The organism is Nocardioides sp. P5_E3, from assembly GCF_054049275.1.
Map to the genome: position 1 here is coordinate 1 of NZ_JBFUMR010000035.1, position 16932 is coordinate 16932.

17 protein-coding genes are annotated in these 16932 nt (G+C 70.8%); 11 read left to right on the forward strand and 6 right to left on the reverse strand.

From position 1 onward, the window contains the following. Positions 1-206: 206 nt before the first annotated feature. Both ACXJKB_RS19130 and ACXJKB_RS19135 read right to left on the reverse strand, forming a co-directional pair. A complete protein-coding gene (locus tag ACXJKB_RS19130) occupies positions 207-1553 on the reverse strand; it encodes a hypothetical protein (RefSeq protein ID WP_457191186.1) in 1347 nt (448 codons plus the stop codon). Positions 1554-1593: 40 nt separating this feature from the next. Beyond that, complete coding sequence (locus tag ACXJKB_RS19135; protein ID WP_457191188.1) at positions 1594-2547, reverse strand: hypothetical protein; 954 nt, start codon at positions 2545-2547, stop codon at positions 1594-1596. An 857-nt stretch (positions 2548-3404) separates the two neighbouring features. On the opposite strand from ACXJKB_RS19135, the gene ACXJKB_RS19140 reads away from it, so the two are divergent. Then, positions 3405-3581 (forward strand): hypothetical protein, encoded by a 177-nt coding sequence (locus ACXJKB_RS19140; RefSeq protein WP_457191190.1) that lies wholly within the window; start codon positions 3405-3407, stop codon positions 3579-3581. Positions 3582-3708: 127 nt separating this feature from the next. After that, positions 3709-4323: a hypothetical protein gene (locus tag ACXJKB_RS19145; protein ID WP_457191192.1), complete on the forward strand. Its 615-nt coding sequence runs from the start codon at positions 3709-3711 to the stop codon at positions 4321-4323. Positions 4324-4617: 294 nt separating this feature from the next. Here ACXJKB_RS19145 and ACXJKB_RS19150 read toward each other — a convergent pair whose 3' ends face one another. After that, positions 4618-5781 (reverse strand): restriction endonuclease, encoded by a 1164-nt coding sequence (locus ACXJKB_RS19150; protein ID WP_457191194.1) that lies wholly within the window; start codon positions 5779-5781, stop codon positions 4618-4620. A gap of 776 nt (positions 5782-6557) precedes the next feature. On the opposite strand from ACXJKB_RS19150, the gene ACXJKB_RS19155 reads away from it, so the two are divergent. From ACXJKB_RS19155 to ACXJKB_RS19165, 3 genes are read left to right on the forward strand one after another with little or no spacing between them, the layout of a single operon-like run. Beyond that, positions 6558-7640 carry a glycosyltransferase family 4 protein gene (locus ACXJKB_RS19155; RefSeq protein ID WP_457191196.1) on the forward strand — a complete coding sequence of 361 codons (1083 nt, stop codon included), beginning with the start codon at positions 6558-6560 and terminating at the stop codon, positions 7638-7640. A 6-nt stretch (positions 7641-7646) separates the two neighbouring features. Next, entirely contained in the window at positions 7647-8231 is a 585-nt protein-coding gene (locus tag ACXJKB_RS19160; RefSeq protein ID WP_457191198.1) for a hypothetical protein, read from the forward strand. A 2-nt stretch (positions 8232-8233) separates the two neighbouring features. Beyond that, positions 8234-8479, forward strand: a complete 246-nt coding sequence (locus tag ACXJKB_RS19165; protein WP_457191200.1) for a hypothetical protein — start codon at positions 8234-8236, stop codon at positions 8477-8479. Positions 8480-8519: 40 nt separating this feature from the next. Here ACXJKB_RS19165 and ACXJKB_RS19170 read toward each other — a convergent pair whose 3' ends face one another. Further along, the gene (locus tag ACXJKB_RS19170; RefSeq protein ID WP_457191202.1) at positions 8520-9179 is read right to left on the reverse strand and encodes a GntR family transcriptional regulator; all 660 of its coding nucleotides are present in this window, start codon (positions 9177-9179) and stop codon (positions 8520-8522) included. A gap of 88 nt (positions 9180-9267) precedes the next feature. Here ACXJKB_RS19170 and ACXJKB_RS19175 point away from each other — a divergent pair, with 88 nt between their 5' ends. Next, the gene (locus ACXJKB_RS19175) at positions 9268-10434 is read left to right on the forward strand and encodes an enolase C-terminal domain-like protein (protein WP_457191204.1); all 1167 of its coding nucleotides are present in this window, start codon (positions 9268-9270) and stop codon (positions 10432-10434) included. A gap of 23 nt (positions 10435-10457) precedes the next feature. After that, positions 10458-11186 carry a copper homeostasis protein CutC gene (locus tag ACXJKB_RS19180; protein WP_457191206.1) on the forward strand — a complete coding sequence of 243 codons (729 nt, stop codon included), beginning with the start codon at positions 10458-10460 and terminating at the stop codon, positions 11184-11186. Here the strand turns inward: ACXJKB_RS19180 and ACXJKB_RS19185 are convergent. After that, entirely contained in the window at positions 11169-12698 is a 1530-nt protein-coding gene (locus ACXJKB_RS19185) for a M81 family metallopeptidase (protein ID WP_457191208.1), read from the reverse strand. The two genes, ACXJKB_RS19180 and ACXJKB_RS19185, sit on opposite strands and share 18 nt — an antisense overlap. Before the next feature lie 284 nt (positions 12699-12982). On the opposite strand from ACXJKB_RS19185, the gene ACXJKB_RS19190 reads away from it, so the two are divergent. Next, positions 12983-13186, forward strand: a complete 204-nt coding sequence (locus tag ACXJKB_RS19190; RefSeq protein ID WP_056598399.1) for a cold-shock protein — start codon at positions 12983-12985, stop codon at positions 13184-13186. Between the two features lie 197 nt (positions 13187-13383). Continuing rightward, positions 13384-13545 (forward strand): hypothetical protein, encoded by a 162-nt coding sequence (locus tag ACXJKB_RS19195; RefSeq protein WP_300047447.1) that lies wholly within the window; start codon positions 13384-13386, stop codon positions 13543-13545. A 16-nt stretch (positions 13546-13561) separates the two neighbouring features. Here ACXJKB_RS19195 and ACXJKB_RS19200 read toward each other — a convergent pair whose 3' ends face one another. Next, positions 13562-14647 carry a hypothetical protein gene (locus ACXJKB_RS19200; protein WP_457191211.1) on the reverse strand — a complete coding sequence of 362 codons (1086 nt, stop codon included), beginning with the start codon at positions 14645-14647 and terminating at the stop codon, positions 13562-13564. 40 nt (positions 14648-14687) lie between these two features. Between ACXJKB_RS19200 and ACXJKB_RS19205 the strand changes: the two genes are divergently transcribed. Then, complete coding sequence (locus ACXJKB_RS19205; RefSeq protein WP_457191213.1) at positions 14688-15554, forward strand: NUDIX hydrolase; 867 nt, start codon at positions 14688-14690, stop codon at positions 15552-15554. Positions 15555-15757: 203 nt separating this feature from the next. Then, positions 15758-16876 carry a phosphate ABC transporter substrate-binding protein PstS gene (locus tag ACXJKB_RS19210; protein WP_457191215.1) on the forward strand — a complete coding sequence of 373 codons (1119 nt, stop codon included), beginning with the start codon at positions 15758-15760 and terminating at the stop codon, positions 16874-16876. Positions 16877-16932: the final 56 nt, after the last annotated feature.

Sequence of the window (16932 nt, forward strand, 5' to 3'; positions counted from 1 at the left end):
ACGCTCGCCCGGATCTGCCGCGTTGAGGGCGGCTACGCTCGCCCGGATCTGCCGCGTTGAGGGCGGCTACGCTCGCCCGGATCTGCCGCGTTGAGGGCGGCTACGCTCGCCCGGATCTGCCGCGTTGAGGGCGGCTACGCTCGCCCGGATCTGCCGCGTTGAGTGAGCCGCTCGTGTGACAACACCATGCAACATCACCCCTGGTCCTATCCGGGGGTTACCGGGGTCCAGTGGTAGCCGTCGTGGGAGATGGAGATTGTTCGCATCCCTGTGCGTGCCACGGTCACCCCGCCCGAGGTGGTGATCCCCACCGACCGGAAGGGGCCGAACAGAGCCGGGGCACCAGTCAGGGGCTCGGGCACGGTGCTACCGCGAGGGAAGCGCCAGATCGTGCCCGGCCGCGTGCAGGGCGACGTGTCGCAGTAGGTGTCGGGTCCGGTGAGTTGAGCGAACAGCAGTGCGCCGTCCGCCGCGTACGTGACGCCGCCGAAGAACGGTCGGTACCACGGCAGCGGGACTTGGCGGAACCGCTTCTCGTTGTCGGTCTGCCAGAGCGCGTTCACGTACGGCGGTGCGTCCTGCAACGAGGTCGTCGACACGGTTGCCTGCAGGTGACCGGGGCCTACGGCGGTGCCCGAGACGCCGCCGAATTCGGTGCCACCGGCTGATCTCACGGCTGGCAGGTCTGCGTCTGTGGCGGTCCAGGTCCGGCCGCGGTCGGTGCTGGACTCGAACTGCCACTGCTGGTCGCGCCGCTTGAAGCCCTGGATGCTCAGGACGGCGCCGTTGCGGCCGCCTACGTGCTGCCACAGTTCGCCGAACCGAGTCCCTTGCACGGGGTAGACCTCTGCTGCGTCGACGTCAGCTGCCCACAGCCGGCGTGGGTGGAACTTGTCGAAGCCGCCGAGGACGCTGCCCCACTGGTCGAGGTCGAGGAGCGCGTCTCCGCGGCCCCGTTCCTGCGGCCCAAGGACGCGTAGGGGCTTCGTCCTGCCGTTCGGATAGAGGACGAACCCCGGGTAGTTGATGTAGGGGGCCTGCTGTCGAGCCTTGATGGCTACCGCCCCATCACCGAGTGGGCTGTAGGAGACGAGGTACGCGAGTGCGCCACTGATGAAGAGCCGGGAGGCGTGCGCCCAGTTGTCGTCAGTAATGGCGATGATGGTGCCCGCGTCGCGCCCACTTACGTCGTAGAACTCAGCCACAGCGTCGGTGCGCGAGGTGTACTGGACCTCGTCGAGCTCGAACTGAGGGCCGACATGGTCGAGGAACCGCGTCCTGTCCAGGAACCCGGTGAGCTTCTCGCGTCTCGCCTGCGAGATGGGGCCCTTCGTGGCCGGGGACGCTGCCTCGGCGGAAGGCGAATCGGTGTCCGGGCTCTCGACGGCGGGGCTTTCGCTGGCAGGGACCTCGGAGCCCGGCTCGCTGCGCGGTCGGCGCTCGTCGCTGCTGCACCCCGCGACCAGAGTGACGAGGGCGGCGAGGGTCACCGCAGCGACGTAGGACCTGTCCTCCCGCATGACCCCTCCCGACTGTCCGGGGTAGGTGTCCACCTCGCCTCAGAGTGCCCACGCGTATGGCGTCTGGCAAGGGTCAGCGTTCGGGGGCCAGGCGGACGACGTCGATCTCCTTGAGGTTCGGCGCCGCCCAGGCGATGGCGGTGTGGCCTCTCGGTCCGATGGCGACTCGGAAGGTGCGTTGCGGGTGGGTGGCTTCGGCGGTCACTTCGATCGGTTCGGTCCAGGCCTGCCCGGCGGGCTTGTAGCGGGCCCACAGCTGCGGGGTGTCGTCGGTGATGCGGTAGACGACCACGGCGTCGCCACGGGCGTTGACTGCGACGGCGCCTGAATCCTCGTCGGAGTCGAACGGGTTGCTGGCTCGGTCGGTGAGGACGCACGGCGTGTGCCACCGTCCGTCGGCGTCGCTCCACCGGATGGAGAGGCGTCGTTGGTGCCAGTACATGTAGGCGGCGCGGCCGTCGCCGTCGATCGCCACGACCGGTGCGAGGCCGAGGGTGTCGGGCTGCCGGACGGCGGCGCCCCAGGTTCCGGTCGGGGACATCGAGTACGTGTAGTGGCGGGTGTTGGGGAAGCCGCGGCTAACCCTGACGAGCGCGGCACCGCCGGTGGAGGCTTCGAGCTGGTGGTCGTTGCCGGGGAGGAGCGTGGGTCGGCCCCAGCCGGTGCCCGGGGTTCCCTTGACGGCGAAGACGTCTTGGTCTTGGTTGCCGTAGAGCATGACGACTTGTCCGGCGTCGTCGATGCCGACGTCGACCACGCCGGCGGCGTCCGGTGGGGCTGAGTGTGCGGGTCCCCAGGCGGCGCCAGCGGTGGGCCGGTAGCTCAGACGCAGCGGTTCCTCGAACCCCTGCCAAGCGACGACCGCTGTGCCGGAGGCGTTGACCGCCAGGTGGCCCCGCAAGAGGAAGGCGGTACCTGCCACGTGCGGATCCGGTGGCCAGGCCCGACCGGCCGGCCTGTCGGAGAGCACGAGGTCGTACGTCTCGGAGCCCATGCCGCGACGCCGTCGGATGTCTTGGTTGAACATGGCCGTCACGGTGCCCGCGTCATCGACGCCTAGGTGGGTGCTGCCGTCTGGGAAGGTTGCAGACACCCCGTATCCGTCCGGCACGGGCATGTTGGGCGGTGGGCCTGGGAGCTTCTGCGGGTCACCTTCGGCAGCGGGCACGCTGAGGGTGCGTGCGTTGAACAGTCCGCCGACCCACTCGTCGAAGGCAAGGGTGGCGGTCCCGTCGCGGTCGACGACGAGGTCCCCAAGGTCTCCCCAAGGGAAGTCCTGGGTCGTGCTGTCCACGGTGGACCACGCGCTCCAGGGTTGCGACGGGCACGGCCGGTAACCGGTTGGCGTCGACCTGGTCGCTTCGACCTCAGACGGTGTGTCGCCATCAGGCGTGGTGTCGTCCTCGAGGTCTGTAGCAGCCTCGGACGACGGGCTCTCCTCGTGCTGCTGTGCGTCGGAAGAACTACTCCCGGAGCCCGTCGCGTCGCAGCCCGACCACGAAACGAGGACCACAGCGACCGCAAGCCCCAACACGGCCCTGCGGCCGCCCGCTCGCTGGTTGCTGTCCATGAGTCGAGTGTGCGCCGCTCGGCGTGCTACCGCACGGGCTGCCGTCCCGGCCGGGCCGGGAACCTGAGGCGCCCACCTAGTCCCGGCCCCGGTGTCAGAGCCGACCGTCACACTCGGACGCATGGCCGAACACGGCCCGAGCTCGAGCGGGAGCACCGGTTCGGGACACCAGCGAGCAGCGTGACAGGTGGCAGCGGCGGGCGACCTGGCTGACTCAGCTCGGGCTCAGCACCGAAGAGCCAGCGCCGGTCGACGTCATAGAGGCGATCGCCGGTGCCGTGCTCACGGTCTTGACCGAGGTGCAGCGGCTCGAGTTGGAACGCGCTGAAGCCTGCGCGTGGGCGTGGTCGGACTACCACCGCGAGGTTCACTACGACTGGGTGAGCGTCGCCGGCAACACCTACGACGGGGGCAGCGACGAGCTCCCGGACTGGCTGGCGGGTCCGCGCACCCCAGACGCGCAGGAGTGGTGGCCCACCGCCGAGGGCTGACCGGCCACCGCCCCGGAGGACCGCACGACGGTGGTCTAGGCAGCGCGGCCTTTCGCTCCGGAAGGTCGGCGGACCACTTGGCAACGCGCTCGGTCGGGCGGACCCTGAAAGGAGAGGGAGGCCTTCGATGTCGACGCTGAAGGCAGCGACGGGAGCGGGCGCCGTGTTCGGGGGCGTCGCGTGGATGGGTGCCTGCCTCGAGCTGGCATCCCTGCCGGAGGGGTGCGTGGGCGACGAGTGCGTCACTCAACCCCAGCGCGACTGGTCGACGCTGGCGACGAGCTTGTCCTTCCTCGGGTTCGGGCTCATGGCTGCAAGCGCAATTGGGATGCTGCTGCTGGCTCTGCGCGCTTCCGGTGGCCGGCGTAGCCGGCTCGCTCGAGCGGCGGCTCTGGTCGGTGCGGCCGGGGTCGCGTTGCTGGTGACCGCTGGGGTGCTGGCGGCTCTGGGCGTCAGGTTCATGGACGACGCAATGCCGGGGTTCGTGGTGCCGGGTCTCGCGCTATGTGTGGTGTCGGCGGTCCTGACGGCGTGGCTGGTCGTCCAGACGCGTGTGCTGCCGCTGTGGGTTGGCGTGGTGCTCGCGGTTGCCGCCGCGGTCGCGCTGGGAGCCAACGAGCAAAAGGACACAATCCTGGTCGGTGTGCCCCTAGGCGCGGCGTGGTTGCTAGCCGGGGTTGTGCTACTGCTCGACGCTGCGCGCTTCGCGCGGGCGGGAGCGCGAACGGCGCCCGTCGCCTAGAGCCAGCCGCACGCCCACGGACGGCCGGCACCATGCGGGCCCGCCGAGGAAACGCGTCGGTGTACTGGTGCGCGAGGCGCGCCGTCACCGTAACCCCGGACCGGACGGTTGGTCAGCCGTCGGTGTCCTCCGTGCCGAGCTCCGCCTCGAGTTCGAGGTCGAGTTCGAGGTCGAGGAGCCCACGCGCAGCTGAGGACTTCGCGTCGCATCCCTGTGCCGCTGACAAGCAGTCACCCCCGCCCAGACGGCGCGGGTGAAGGCGGGTTCTGAGGTTCGTCTTCGCAGGATGAGTGCTCAACGGCCGAGAAGGTGGGCGAGGATGTTGTTCGCGCGTTCGGCTGCAGCGTGACCGTCCTCGGTGGCCTCTTCCAAGGTGGCGGGCGTGGCTTTGCTGTGCGTCAGCCACCGGACGCGGGTCACGCTGTCGACGCCGACGGTGAATGCCTCTAGGTCAGCGGTGATGGAGACGAGCCCGGTGTACTCCTGCACCCAGTTCGGAGCGATGGTCACCCGACGGTTCTGATCGTCGATGCCGGGCTGCAGCCCACCGCCGGTCGCGTGAATGGCGACGAGCGCCTCCACCACCGCAGCGACGGGCTTGTGGTAGTCGAACGACAGGTCGTCGCCAGGATCGTGCATCCACTCACCGTCGGTGAGGGGCCGCTTCATCGACTCCTTCTCGGTCAGGACCCTGTCGACGGGCTTGCGGTCGCCGTCAAAGATGGGCACACAGGGCAGGTCGGGACCGGCCTTCCGGTGAGCCGGCGCGGCTGGTGTGGTTGAACGCCTCGACAGCCAGATTCCCCAGAATGCGACCGCGAGCAGTCCGCTGACGCCGGCGATGTCGAGGCGTGTACCTGCAAGATCGGGGCGCCCGCCGCTGTCGACGAACCCTGCGACCGCGCCTGCGGCGATCACGGTGGAGAAGACGGCGATGACGAGCACCAAGGATTGGACGCCCCCGGCGGCCGGAGGCGCATGGGTGGGCTGGCGGCTCGCAGCCGTGCTGGGCACCGACGCGGCTGCGCCCTGCAGGATCCGTCGAGCGCTCCCATTCACGGGCGTCATCGCTCCCTGGATGTCGTACCGGAACAGGGCGACACCCAACCTGTTGGCGTCCTCGAGTGCCGGCTGGGAGTAACCGTGGCCAGGGCCGGTGAAGAACAGGAGGGTCTTCTCATGACGCTGCCCCCGTGCGCCAAAGAGCTTCTGTACCGCGTCGCGCCCCATGGGTTTGCCTGTCCACTTCACCTGAGCGAGAGCGGCGCCGGCCTGCACGTCGATCCCGCGGTCGCTGCCAGGTGGGGTCACCTGCGCGTCGCGGTAGCCCCAGTGGCGCATCCAGGCGGCGGAGTTCTCTTCAGCCTTCTCCCACCGGTCGATGGGTCGAGGCGCAGGTCTCGGGCTCACGCGCGCCATCATGGCCCAGCCGTGCGACAGTTGCTGCTGCGCGGTCAAGTGCGGTTCTCCGCAGTCGTGTCTCGGCATCCCCGGCCGCGGATGGTGCATCCGGCCCAGGCCATCGCTGCCCGGGCGCAGCCGCGAGACCCTATTTCTGCTGGCGACGCCCCGGCGTCACGCAGCGCCCGCGCAAGGCCAGGTCGCGGAACCAGGCTTGTCGATGGATGCAAACGCACTCATCTGCGGCGATGAGTGCGCTCGGGTGGCAGCTACGAACCATCTCCCTCGGATCGTTCCCGAAGTGGCCTAGGCCGTTCCGGAGCGTCCGTTCCGCAAGAGTCGAATGCCATTACCTACATCAGTCCTTCGCCTCGAACGTGTCCGGCAAAGACGCTGCAAGGAATGAAAGTTCGGATGTCCCAGAGGCCCGGGACATGGGGGCTCCGTCCGACGAAGCGTCCGGACAACCTCATGATCCTGCCGCGCATCTTCGCAGAGACCGGTCGGATCACCGACCACGGCGGTCGGCCGGGTCGGGTGACGGACGGGACGGCACGGGCGGCGAGACCCGCCCTCGACCTCGCGCCGACCGCGCTAGGCTGGAGGTCGACTGCCAGTGGCAGGTCCGTGCCACGGTCACGTGGCGTACGGGCCCTGACGTAGGCAGCAATCACAGGCGGTAGCGAGATGACCTCGCAGCTCAGCACGGTCCGGCCCCCCGAGCACGCGGATCACGCACGCAGGTCAGGTGTTCGATGATCTCGTTCGTCTGGTCACCCGGAGAGCGTCTGCCGGCCGGCACGGGTGGGTCCGAGAACTTCACGGTGGGTCACGTGCGCGAGCTCAACCGGCGCGGGATCGAGGCTCGGGTGGTCACCATCGGCGTGGGCACGGCCGACGGCCGCGACGAGTTCGACGACATTCCCTTCCACTCGGTCCCGGCACTCGACTCGGTGGGGGGTCTGGACGACATCATCGTGTTCGTCAGCGAGGCCCCTCCGACCACCACCGTGCACCCCGCCTACCAGATCCTCCACGTGCCACCGCCGCTGCGGCAGCACGCTCATGCATCCGTGGTGGCCGGGACGCGGGACCGCACGCTCGTCGCGACCAGCCGCTACGCGGCCGCGCTCTGGGCGGACTTCCTCGACGTGGGCCTCGACACGATCCATGTCGTGTACCCGTTCGCCGAGCCGGAGTTCGCCACCCGGCCTCGGGCGGAGAGGACCGATGAGGTGACCCGCGTGCTGTACGCCGGGCGGCTCACGCCCGAGAAGGGCATCTACACCCTGCTCTCGGCGCTGCACACCGACTTGTTCGATCCGGGCTCCGTCTCCGTCACGGTGACGTCCGCCGGCGCTGACAAGCCGCAGGGCGCCATCATCGAGCGGTTGCTGCGCTCGCACCCCGGCATCGCCCTCGTGCCCGCCCGGCGCACGCCCGCCGACATGGCGTCGTTGCTCGTCGAGCACGACGTGGTCGTGATGCCGTCGAATGCGCAGTACTGGCACGAGACCTTCGGGATCCTGTCGATCGAGGCCCAGCACGCCGGTTGCCGCGTGGTCGCCTCGCGCGACGGCGGGCTGCCGGAGACCGACTGCGGCGGGCTGGTGCTCGTCGAGCCCGACGACGCGGAGGCGCTGGCCCAGGGCATCCTGGCCGCTCGTCGTCTCGGACCGGTCCTCCGGCGAGAACGCATGGACGCCGGCCGGGACTTCACGGTCGCGGACTCGGTCACGACCCTGCTGGAGGTCCTCGAGGGCGTGACGGGGCCGACCCCCTCGGAGGTCATCCAGGCGCTCGAGGAGCTGGTGGCGCTCCCGTCGGCGGACGAGCCGCACACCCGTCCGCTCGTCGAGTCCCCAGCCATCCGGGCCGAGACCGTCCGCCCGGCGTTGCCCGTACGAGGAGTGTGACCACCCGTGATCATCTGGGCCCGCGCGCCCCGACCGGGCGTGGAGGCGCACGCCAAGCCTGAGGGCAACGCCACCGACCTGCGCTACCTGGAGGACGCCGTCGCGGCACTGGTGCCGATCATGGCGGTCTGCGTAGGTGCAAGCCGCAGCTCGCGGCCGGACGTTCGAGCCCTGGCCCGCGACGCTCTGTCGGTCCAGGCGGACCGCTTCGCGGCGATGTCAGCCGTCCTGCTCGGCTGGGGTCAGCCCGAGAAGGCGCCTCCTCCGATCGCGCCGCCGGGGGCTCTCGACGGGCTGGGCGGGGAGGCGCTGGACCGGATGTTCGTGGACCGACTGACCGCTCATGCCCACGCCTCGCTCATCCGTTCGCGCGCCGAGATGGTCGCCGGTGCGAGCCGGTCGACGCGCTCCCTGGCCGAGCACGCCATCCACGCGGACGACCGACAGCTCGCGGTGCTCCACGGTCTGCTCCTCGTCCTGGCGCAGCACCAGGCCGCCGCCCCGGTGGTCCAGGACTCGATGTCGCGATGGAGCGACGACGGCGGGTCGTGGCCTTCGCCGGTGACCGCGCCGAGCCCCAGGGGGCGATGACCATGGCCTACCTGATGCTGTACGGCGACGGCTGGACCCAGCGGTGGCGGATCGCCGACGAGAACGAGATGGCGGTTCGCGAGGAGGTCGAGCGCGTGGGGACGGACGCGACCGGCCGTCTGCCGGTGATCGATCCCGGCTCCGACTCCGGAGCCACCCTCGTGGTGGCGTGGGCGAAGGTGGCTGCTGCTGTCGTCCTGGACGGGTCCGCCGAGCAACGGGACGACTCCGCGGGTCGGTACCCCTGACCCGTCGCGGTCGGGCCGGCGGCTGCGACGGCGACCGCCGTCAACCCACGGGCGCCGCGAGCACGGCCGCGGCGAGGCTGTGGTCGATGTGGGCGGTCATCAGGTCGGACGCGGCAGCGGCGTCACCGTCGACGACGAGCCGGACGAGCTCGTGGTGCTCCTCGAAGTCGCGGGTGCGGTCCTCCCCGCCCGGCGGCAGCTGGAGCCCGACGCGTCGGTAGCGGTCCGACTTGTCCCAGAGGTCGTCGAGCATCCGGACGACGACCTCGTTGTGCGACGCGGAGTAGAGGGCGCGGTGGACCTCGCGGTGCGCGGCGAGGGCGGTCTCGCCCCACTTCCGGGTGACGGGCTTGAGCCGCTTCAGCGCTGCCTGCATCCGTACGACGTCCTGGTCCGTTCGGCGCTCGGCGGCCAGCGCGACGGCGGCCGGCTCGAGGGCACGCCGGGCCTCGAGCAGCTGCCGGGCCTCGTGGAGGTCGAGCTCGGCGACGCGGGCGTTGCGGTGGGTGTCGAGCCGGATCCAGCCCTCCCCGCTGAGTCGTCGTACGGCCTCGCGCAGCGGCGTGATGCTGATGCCCAGGTCGGCGGCCAGCTCGTACTGCGCCAGGGGTGAGCCGGCCTCGAGCGAGCCGTCGAGGATCTGCTGGCGGATGCGCGCGTAGGCGACGTCGGCCTTGCTGGTGAAGAGGGGATCGGCCACGGGCTCATCTTATAAGACCGATTGGTGATCGACGGGACGATGTGCGTAGGGTGCAGATCTCGCATCTTATAAGAATTGGAGCCACGCCATGAGGATCGTCTCCGCCCACGAGGGCGTCATCCCGATCAGCTCGCCGATGAGCAACGCCTTCATCGACTTCTCGACGATGGACTGCTCGGTCCTCGCGCTGGTGAGCGACGTCGTGGTCGACGGCGAGCCCGTCGTCGGCTACGGCTTCAACTCCAACGGCCGCTACTCCGCGGGCGAGATCCTGCGCCGTCGCATCCTGCCGCGACTCCTCGAGGCCGACCCCGACAGCCTCCTCGACGAGGCGGGCACCCTGTCGCCGAGCGCGGCCTGGGAGGTGATGATGCGCAACGAGAAGCCCGGTGGGCACGGGGAGCGGTCGGTCGCCGTCGGCGTCGTCGACATGGCGCTGCACGACCTCGCGGCCAAGGTCGCCGGCGTGCCGCTGCACCGCTGGATCGCCGACCACTACGGCGACGGCGGGTCCGACGACTCCGTGTTCGTCTACGCCGCGGGCGGCTACTACGCCCCCGGCAAGTCGCTGGGCGACCTCCAGGACGAGATGCGCCGCTTCCTCGACGCCGGCTACGAGGTGGTCAAGATGAAGATCGGCGGTGCCGACCTGGCCGAGGACCTGCGGCGCATCGAAGCCGTGATCGAGGTGCTGGGCGGCGACGGCTCACGCCTTGCGGTCGACGTCAACGGACGCTTCGACCTCGACACCGCGCTGGCCTACGGCCGGGCGATCGACCCCTACGGGCTGTTCTGGTACGAGGAGGTCGGCGACCCGCTGGACTACCGGCTCAACGCCACGCTCGCCGAGCACTACGGCGGCCCGATCGCCACGGGGGAGAACCTGTTCTCCCTCCAGGACGCCCGCAACCTCGTCCGCTACGGCGGACTGCGGCCCGACCGCGACTGGATCCAGGTCGACCCGGCCCTGAGTTACGGCCTCGTGGAGTACCGCCGCATCCAGGACATGCTCGCCCAGCACGGCTGGTCCTCGCGCCGCTGCATCCCGCACGGCGGCCACCAGTTCTCCCTCCACATCGCCGCCGCCCTGAGGCTCGGCGGAAACGAGTCCTACCCGGGCGAGTTCCAGCCGACCGGGGGCTTCGCCGACGACGCCGTCGTGGAGGGCGGGCGGGTGCGGCTCGACGACCGACCCGGCATCGGCTTCGAGGGCAAGGCCGCCTTCCACCGCGTGCTCCGCGACCTGCACGCGTGACCCGTCGGCCCTAGCGTGGGGCCATGGACACCCTGGTCGAGATCTGCCTGGAGGACGTCGGTGGAGCCGCGCTCGCCGCAGCGGCGGGCGCGGACGCCCTGGAGGTGTGCGCCGGGCTGGCCGACGGCGGGACCACCCCGACGCTCGGGTTCGTCCGGCACTGCGCGGCCGCGGCGCCCCGGCTCGAGATCCGGGTTCTCGTCCGTGCCCGGCCCGGCGACTTCGTCCACTCCCCGGAGGAGGTCGAGGTCATGGTCGCCGACATCGAGGCGGTGCGCGGGGCGCTCGCCGGGTCGGCGCGGCTCGGGTTCGTCGTCGGGAGCCTGACGCCCGACGGTGACGTCGACGCGGGTGCCGTACGACGACTCGTGGCCGCGAGCGGCGACGCACCGGTCACCTTCCACAAGGCCTTCGACTCCGTGCCGGACCAGCCGTCCGCGCTGGCGCTGCTGGCGGACCTCGGCGTCTCCCGCGTCCTGACCTCGGGTGGTCCCGGCCCGGCGCTCGACCACCTCCCGCACCTCGCCGACCTGGTCCGGCGCGGCGGTGAGGACGTGCGCATCGCGGTCGGGGGCGGCGTACGACCGGTGAACGCGGCCCGCATCGTCGCGGAGACCGGGGCGCGCGAGGTGCACCTGCGGGCGCCGGGCACGGTCACGGCGGCGGGGTCGTCCGCCGGCTACGACGACGGGCGTCGCAGCGTGACCAGCGCCGAGGTGCTCGCCGAGGTGATGTCAGCCCTCGGGAGATAGCGCGGCGGTGTCGCCGGGGAACAGCTCGGCGTCCGCGAGCGGGTCGACGCCGCTGACGTCGTCGAGGGGGAACATCGGGCGCCGGAGCCGACGGTGACCGAGGCGCACCAGGTCCTGGTCCACGCCACCCGGGGTGAGCGCGAGCATCCAGTCGGCGGCCATGTCGAAGAGCTCGGGCTCGAGGTAGCCGATCTTGACCACGACGAGGTCGGCGCTGCGCGGGTCCAGGCCGAGCCGGGTGAAGTCCTGCTCGAGGTGGTAGGGCCGGCGCCGGCGGGTGACGATCACGTCGACCGTCGCAGTGCGCACGACGACCTCCAGGTTGTCGTCGGACGGCACGACCGCCACCACCTCGCCGGCGACCTCCACCGATGGGGCCGGACGAGCGTCGACCCGCGCGCCCAGCGTGAGGCGCACGTCGGCGCCGACTCCGGCCTCCGAGGCCGCCAGCGCGCCCATGGCGTCGGGGATGGAGGCGTAGATCGCGCGCCTGCCGCTCGCCGCCAGCTCCTCGCTCGCCAGCAGCTCGGCCAGCGTCCAGGTCACGTCGCCCGCCCCGCCGGCGGTCGGGTTGTCGCCGGAGTCGGACACGAAGTACGGCGTGACCGGTGAGGCGAGGGCCGCCTCCATGACCTCCTCGAGCGACCCGGTCGGCGCGACGAAGCCGAAGTCCTCGCGCCGCTCCCACAGCTCGGTGGCCAGCGCTGCCGCCTCGGTCATCGCCCGGTCGGCGTCGTCGCCGACCACCATCACGACCGCCCCGTTGCGCGGCTCGTCGGCCCACGGGTAGCCGATCCAGATCCCCGCGTCGAGGATCCCCTCGAGCGCCTCGATCGCCGGCACGCGGGCGTACAGGCTCGTTGCCGGCTCCTGGCGGGTGCTGGTCATCTCGCCGGGGAGCAGGATCGGCACCGGCACCCAGGCCTTCGCCGGGCGGCGGCGCCCCGGCGGCAGCGCGAGCCGGTCGACGAGGTTGCGGGCGGCCCGTTCCTTCGTCTCCTGCCAGTCGACGTGCGGCGCGGTGCGGTACGTCGTCAGCAGGTCGACCGTCTCGGCCAGGGTGCGCGACACGTTGCCGTGGAGGTCCATCCCACTGCTGATCAGGCAGTCAGGCCCCACCACGGCGCGCACGGCGACGGCGAGGTCGCCCTCCATGTCGTCGAGGCCGACGACGCTCGCGGCTCCGTGGATGTCGAGCACCACGCCGTCGAGGGGCGCCTCGGCCACGGCCGCGACGAGCCCGGCGAGGATCTCGGCCTTGAGCAGGACGTAGTCATCGGCGGGGATGGCGCCTCCCGCGATGCTGCGCGCCTGGAGGATGCCGAGCCACCGCGCGCGGTCCGCCAGGGCGCCGTCGGGCTGCCAGAACTCCCACGCGTCGAGGACCTCGCGACCCCTCCGGGGAGCGAGCATCGCCGCCGTCGTCAGAGCGGGGGAGAACGTCGACGCCTCGAGGCTGATGCCGCAGACGGCCACGCGCGGAAGGTGCGGAAGGACGACGTCACTGGTCACTTCTGGATGGTGTCAGGGGCCTCCGGGAGGCCGCTCGGCAGGTCCGTTGGTCGACTGTTCACCCATAGGTGGTCCGCGACCGGTGACGTCGGGCGATTTGTTGGTAGGGTTGCTCCTGCAACAGGTGCAAGTTCCAGCAGGTTGACGCCCGCGGAGTTTGTGATCCAACGGCGTTCCCCTCTTCGGGCCTTTCCAGCTTGTAAGTCGGAGCGACGTGTCACCGCACTTGATGCGGAGCCGTCGATGTGATGGCTTCTCGTTCCGATAACAGGAGTACCGAGCACATGGCTCAAGGCACCGTGAAGTGGTTCAACGCCGAGAAGGGTTTCGGCTTCATTGCGCAGGAGGACGGCGGCGACGACGTCTTCGTGCACTACTCGGCCATCCAGTCCAACGGCTACAAGTCGCTGGATGAGAACCAGAAGGTCGAGTTCGACGTCACCCAGGGCCCCAAGGGCCCGCAGGCGGAGAACGTCCGTCCGCTCTGATCGGCTGACGCTGGACCTGTTCCAGATCTGATCAAGAGTCTGGCTCCTCCCCCTCAGTGGGGTGGGGCCAGACTCGATTTCGGGGCACACTTGACTCATTCGGGCCATGTTGCGCCGCTTCCGGGTCAGTCAGACTTGGCTCGGACGCATAAAGTCGTGTGGTCCAACAAACAGGCGAGGACGTCAGGAGGGTGACGATGCACGACCAGTTCGACGTGACTCTCGAGGACGGTGACCTCCTCGGCGAGGTCGAGCTCACCACCACGCTGATCATCGCAGCGAGCGAGTCCGACGACCACTTGTCGCGCGAGGAGATCGACCGCCTCCTCGGAGTCACCCCGCGCAAGCCGCAGGACTGACTGCGCCGCCCTCCGCTCAGCAGGTGGCGAACAGCACCGGGCCGCTGGTGAGGTCCGACAGCACGTAGCTGCCCTCGACCGGGCGCAGGTCGAGCACCACCTCGCGGCCCTCCGAACCGGCCCGCTCCACCGAGAACCGGTCGGCGAACTCCCCGCCCTGCCCGGGCGCCGGTCCCGCGGCCAGCCGAGCTCGCGTCTCCGCGTCACCGGCGGCGTCGTCCGCGTCCTCGACCTGCATCACCGCGCGTACGTCGCCCCCGGGCAGCACGCCCATGGCGAACCCGGTCAGCGGGTGGACCTCGCCCGCCGCCTCGACGAGCTGGCCGGCCTCGGCCCGGGCGTCGTCGTCGGCCTGCGCCATCGCCAGGTGCTCGCAGGCGTACGCGCCGTCGTAGACCGCCGCGGCCAGCGGCTCGTCCAGCGAGGCAGCGAGGTCGGCGAGGTCGTCGGGTGCGCCGTCCCCCTCCAGCACCTGTTCCAGGAACGGGGCCTGGTCGGAGGTCAGCACGAGGCCCTGGTCGGCGAGCAGCGCGACGTGCTGCAGCTCGGGGGTCAGCGTCGAGCCGACCCCGGCCAGCACGTCGGGGCCTCCGACCCACACGCCGTCCTCCTCGTCGGGCTCGGTCCAGCCCAGGTCGGCGAGGCGGTCCGCCACGGCGTCGAGGTCGACGTCGTCGTCGACCTTGAGCACCTCGACCGCTCCCGCGCCCGACTGGGCGAGCAGCTCCCACGAGACGGTGGCGGGGGAGAAGCCCAGCTCGTCCTGCATCACGCCAGCGGACGTGCCGAGCGCCGACGTGGACGACAGGTCGGCGGCGAAGGCGTCGACCAGGAAGGCGTCGACCTCCTCGGCCGACGAGTCCGCGCCGACGCCGGCGTCCAGCTCGCGGCGTACGCCGTCCCAGTCCGTCCAGGAGAAGCGGGTCGCGTCGGCCGGCGCCAGCTCCATCGCCTCCTGGAGGCGCGTCGCGGGCGTGAGGGCGCGCCACGCGACGAGCCCGGCGACCGCCACGACGAGCACCACGACGACGGCCAGCACGGCGCGGGTCCGGCCCCGGCTCCGGCCGCGGGTCCCGGCGCGCGGGACGTCACGATGTGGCACGGGGCTCCTCGCGGTCGGGGTGGGGTGTGAGACTACTTCCATGGAGCCCCGCGACGTGCGCGCTGCTGGTGCCGTCGTGACCCGGAAGGGCGGTGAGGTGCTCCTGGTGCACCGGCCCAAGTACGACGACTGGTCCTTCCCCAAGGGCAAGCTCGACCGCGGGGAGCACGTGGTCACTGCCGCGGTGCGCGAGGTGGCCGAGGAGACCGGGCTCGACGTACGCCTCGGGCCGGCGCTGTCGCAGCAGCGCTACCGGATGTCCAACGGCCGCTGGAAGGCCGTGGACTACTGGGCCGCCCGGGTCGCCGGAAGCGACGACGTGAGCCGCTACCGCCCCAACGACGAGATCGACGCGGTCGAGTGGGTGGACTGGAAGGACGCGCAGCAGCGCCTCACCTACGCCTACGACCGCGACACCCTGGCCGAAGCGCGCCCGCTGCGGCGGCGTACCCGGGCGCTGGTGGTGCTGCGCCACGCCGAGGCGCGCTCGCGCAACGGCTGGAAGAAGGACGACCGGCGGCGGCCTCTTGTCCGGCTCGGGGAGACCCAGTCCCAGCGCCTGGTGCCGCTCCTGGCCGCCTTCGACGTCACGGCCGCCCACACCTCCACCAGCACCCGCTGCGTGCAGACGGTGATGCCGTACGCCGACGTGACCGGCTGGCCGGTGAAGCTCTACGACGAGCTGAGCGAGGAGGGCTCCACCGTCGAGGGCGTCGTCGACCTCGTCGACGGGTTCCTCGACGGCGACCTCGACGCCGGGAGCGCGGTGCTGTGCACCCACCGGCCGGTGCTCCCGACCGTGCTCGACGCGCTGCAGGTTCCCGACGTCGAGCTGGCGCCCGGTTCGATGCTCGTGGTGCACCACCGCAAGGGTCGCGTCGTGGCCACCCAGCACGTCGAGCCCTGAACCTCCCTCTATTGCTCTCGACGGCCGCTCGTCAAGCGCCCCGGGACGAGTTCATGTGATCGTCGTCGCACGCCCGAACGGGTGATGCCAACCGGTCCTGCCGAGTTCACCGCGCGTTCACCGACGGCGCCGTGGTCGTTCTCCTGCGGTGCCTACCTTCCTGATCGTCAGCACTCATCAGACTTCCATCAGGAGCACCCGAAGTGAATCGCACTTCCTTCCGCAAGCTGCTCGCCCCGAGCGTCGCTGTTCTTGCCCTCTCGATCTCCCTCACCGCGTGCGGTGCCTCCAACGAGGCCGACGCCGACTCGGGCGACGACACCTCCGAGGCCGGCGGCCTCTCCGGGGACCTGAACGGCGCCGGCGCGTCCTCGCAGGAGAAGGCGCAGGGCGCCTGGGCCACTGGCTTCCAGGGCATGAACGACGGGAACGTCACGGTCAACTACGACCCGGTCGGCTCCGGTGACGGACGCACCAACTTCATCGAGGGCGGCGTCAGCTTCGCCGGCTCCGACTCGTACCTCAACGACGACGAGGGCGAGCTCAGCGGCGCCAAGGAGCGCTGCGGTGGCGAGGACCCGATCGAGGTTCCGGCCTACGTCTCGCCGATCGCGGTGGCGTTCAACCTCGAGGGTGTCGACTCGCTCAACCTCGACGCCGACACGATCGCGCAGATCTTCGACAACAAGATCACGAACTGGAACGACAAGGCGATCGCCGACCAGAACCCCGACGCGACGCTGCCGGACCTGGCCATCACGCCCGTGCACCGCTCCGACGACTCGGGCACCACGAAGAACTTCACCGACTACCTCGGCAAGGCCAGCGGCTCGTGGTCCTACGAGGCCGAGGACGCCTTCCCGGTCAAGGGTGGCGAAGCGGCCGAGGGCACCTCCGGTGTGATCTCCGCCGTCTCCGGCGGCAAGGGCACGATCGGCTACGCCGACGAGAGCCAGGTCGGCGACCTGTCCGTCGTCTCGGTCAAGGTGGGCGAGGAGTACGTCGCTCCGTCCGCCGAGGGTGCCGCCAAGGTCGTCGAGACCTCGCCGGCCGCCGAGGGTCGGGCCGACGTCGACATGGCCGTCGACATCGACCGCACCACCACCGAGTCGGGCGCCTACCCGGTCGTCCTGCTCAGCTACCTGATCGCCTGCCAGACCTACGAGGACCAGGCCGAGGCCGACCTCGTCAGCGGCTACCTGTCCTACATCGTCTCCGACGAGGGCCAGGCGGCCGCTTCGCAGGAGGCCGGCTCCGCGCCGCTCTCCGCCTCGGTCGCCGAGCAGGCGCAGAGCATCGTGGACACCATCTCCGCGGGCTGATCCCACGGCCGGGGCCAGCTGCCCCGGTCACCCATCGCCGCGTGCGGCGGGTCGGA

What these genes read in the sequence shown, in the direction of transcription:
- ACXJKB_RS19135 (WP_457191188.1), bottom strand. Translation starts at nt 2,547, where the DNA reads ATGTTCAACCAAGACATCCGACGGCGTCGCGGCATGGGCTCCGAGACG.
- ACXJKB_RS19145 (WP_457191192.1), top strand. Translation starts at nt 3,709, where the DNA reads ATGTCGACGCTGAAGGCAGCGACGGGAGCGGGCGCCGTGTTCGGGGGC.
- ACXJKB_RS19165 (WP_457191200.1), top strand. Translation starts at nt 8,234, where the DNA reads ATGGCCTACCTGATGCTGTACGGCGACGGCTGGACCCAGCGGTGGCGG.
- ACXJKB_RS19175 (WP_457191204.1), top strand. Translation starts at nt 9,268, where the DNA reads ATGAGGATCGTCTCCGCCCACGAGGGCGTCATCCCGATCAGCTCGCCG.
- ACXJKB_RS19180 (WP_457191206.1), top strand. Translation starts at nt 10,458, where the DNA reads ATGGACACCCTGGTCGAGATCTGCCTGGAGGACGTCGGTGGAGCCGCG.
- ACXJKB_RS19190 (WP_056598399.1), top strand. Translation starts at nt 12,983, where the DNA reads ATGGCTCAAGGCACCGTGAAGTGGTTCAACGCCGAGAAGGGTTTCGGC.
- ACXJKB_RS19195 (WP_300047447.1), top strand. Translation starts at nt 13,384, where the DNA reads ATGCACGACCAGTTCGACGTGACTCTCGAGGACGGTGACCTCCTCGGC.
- ACXJKB_RS19205 (WP_457191213.1), top strand. Translation starts at nt 14,688, where the DNA reads ATGGAGCCCCGCGACGTGCGCGCTGCTGGTGCCGTCGTGACCCGGAAG.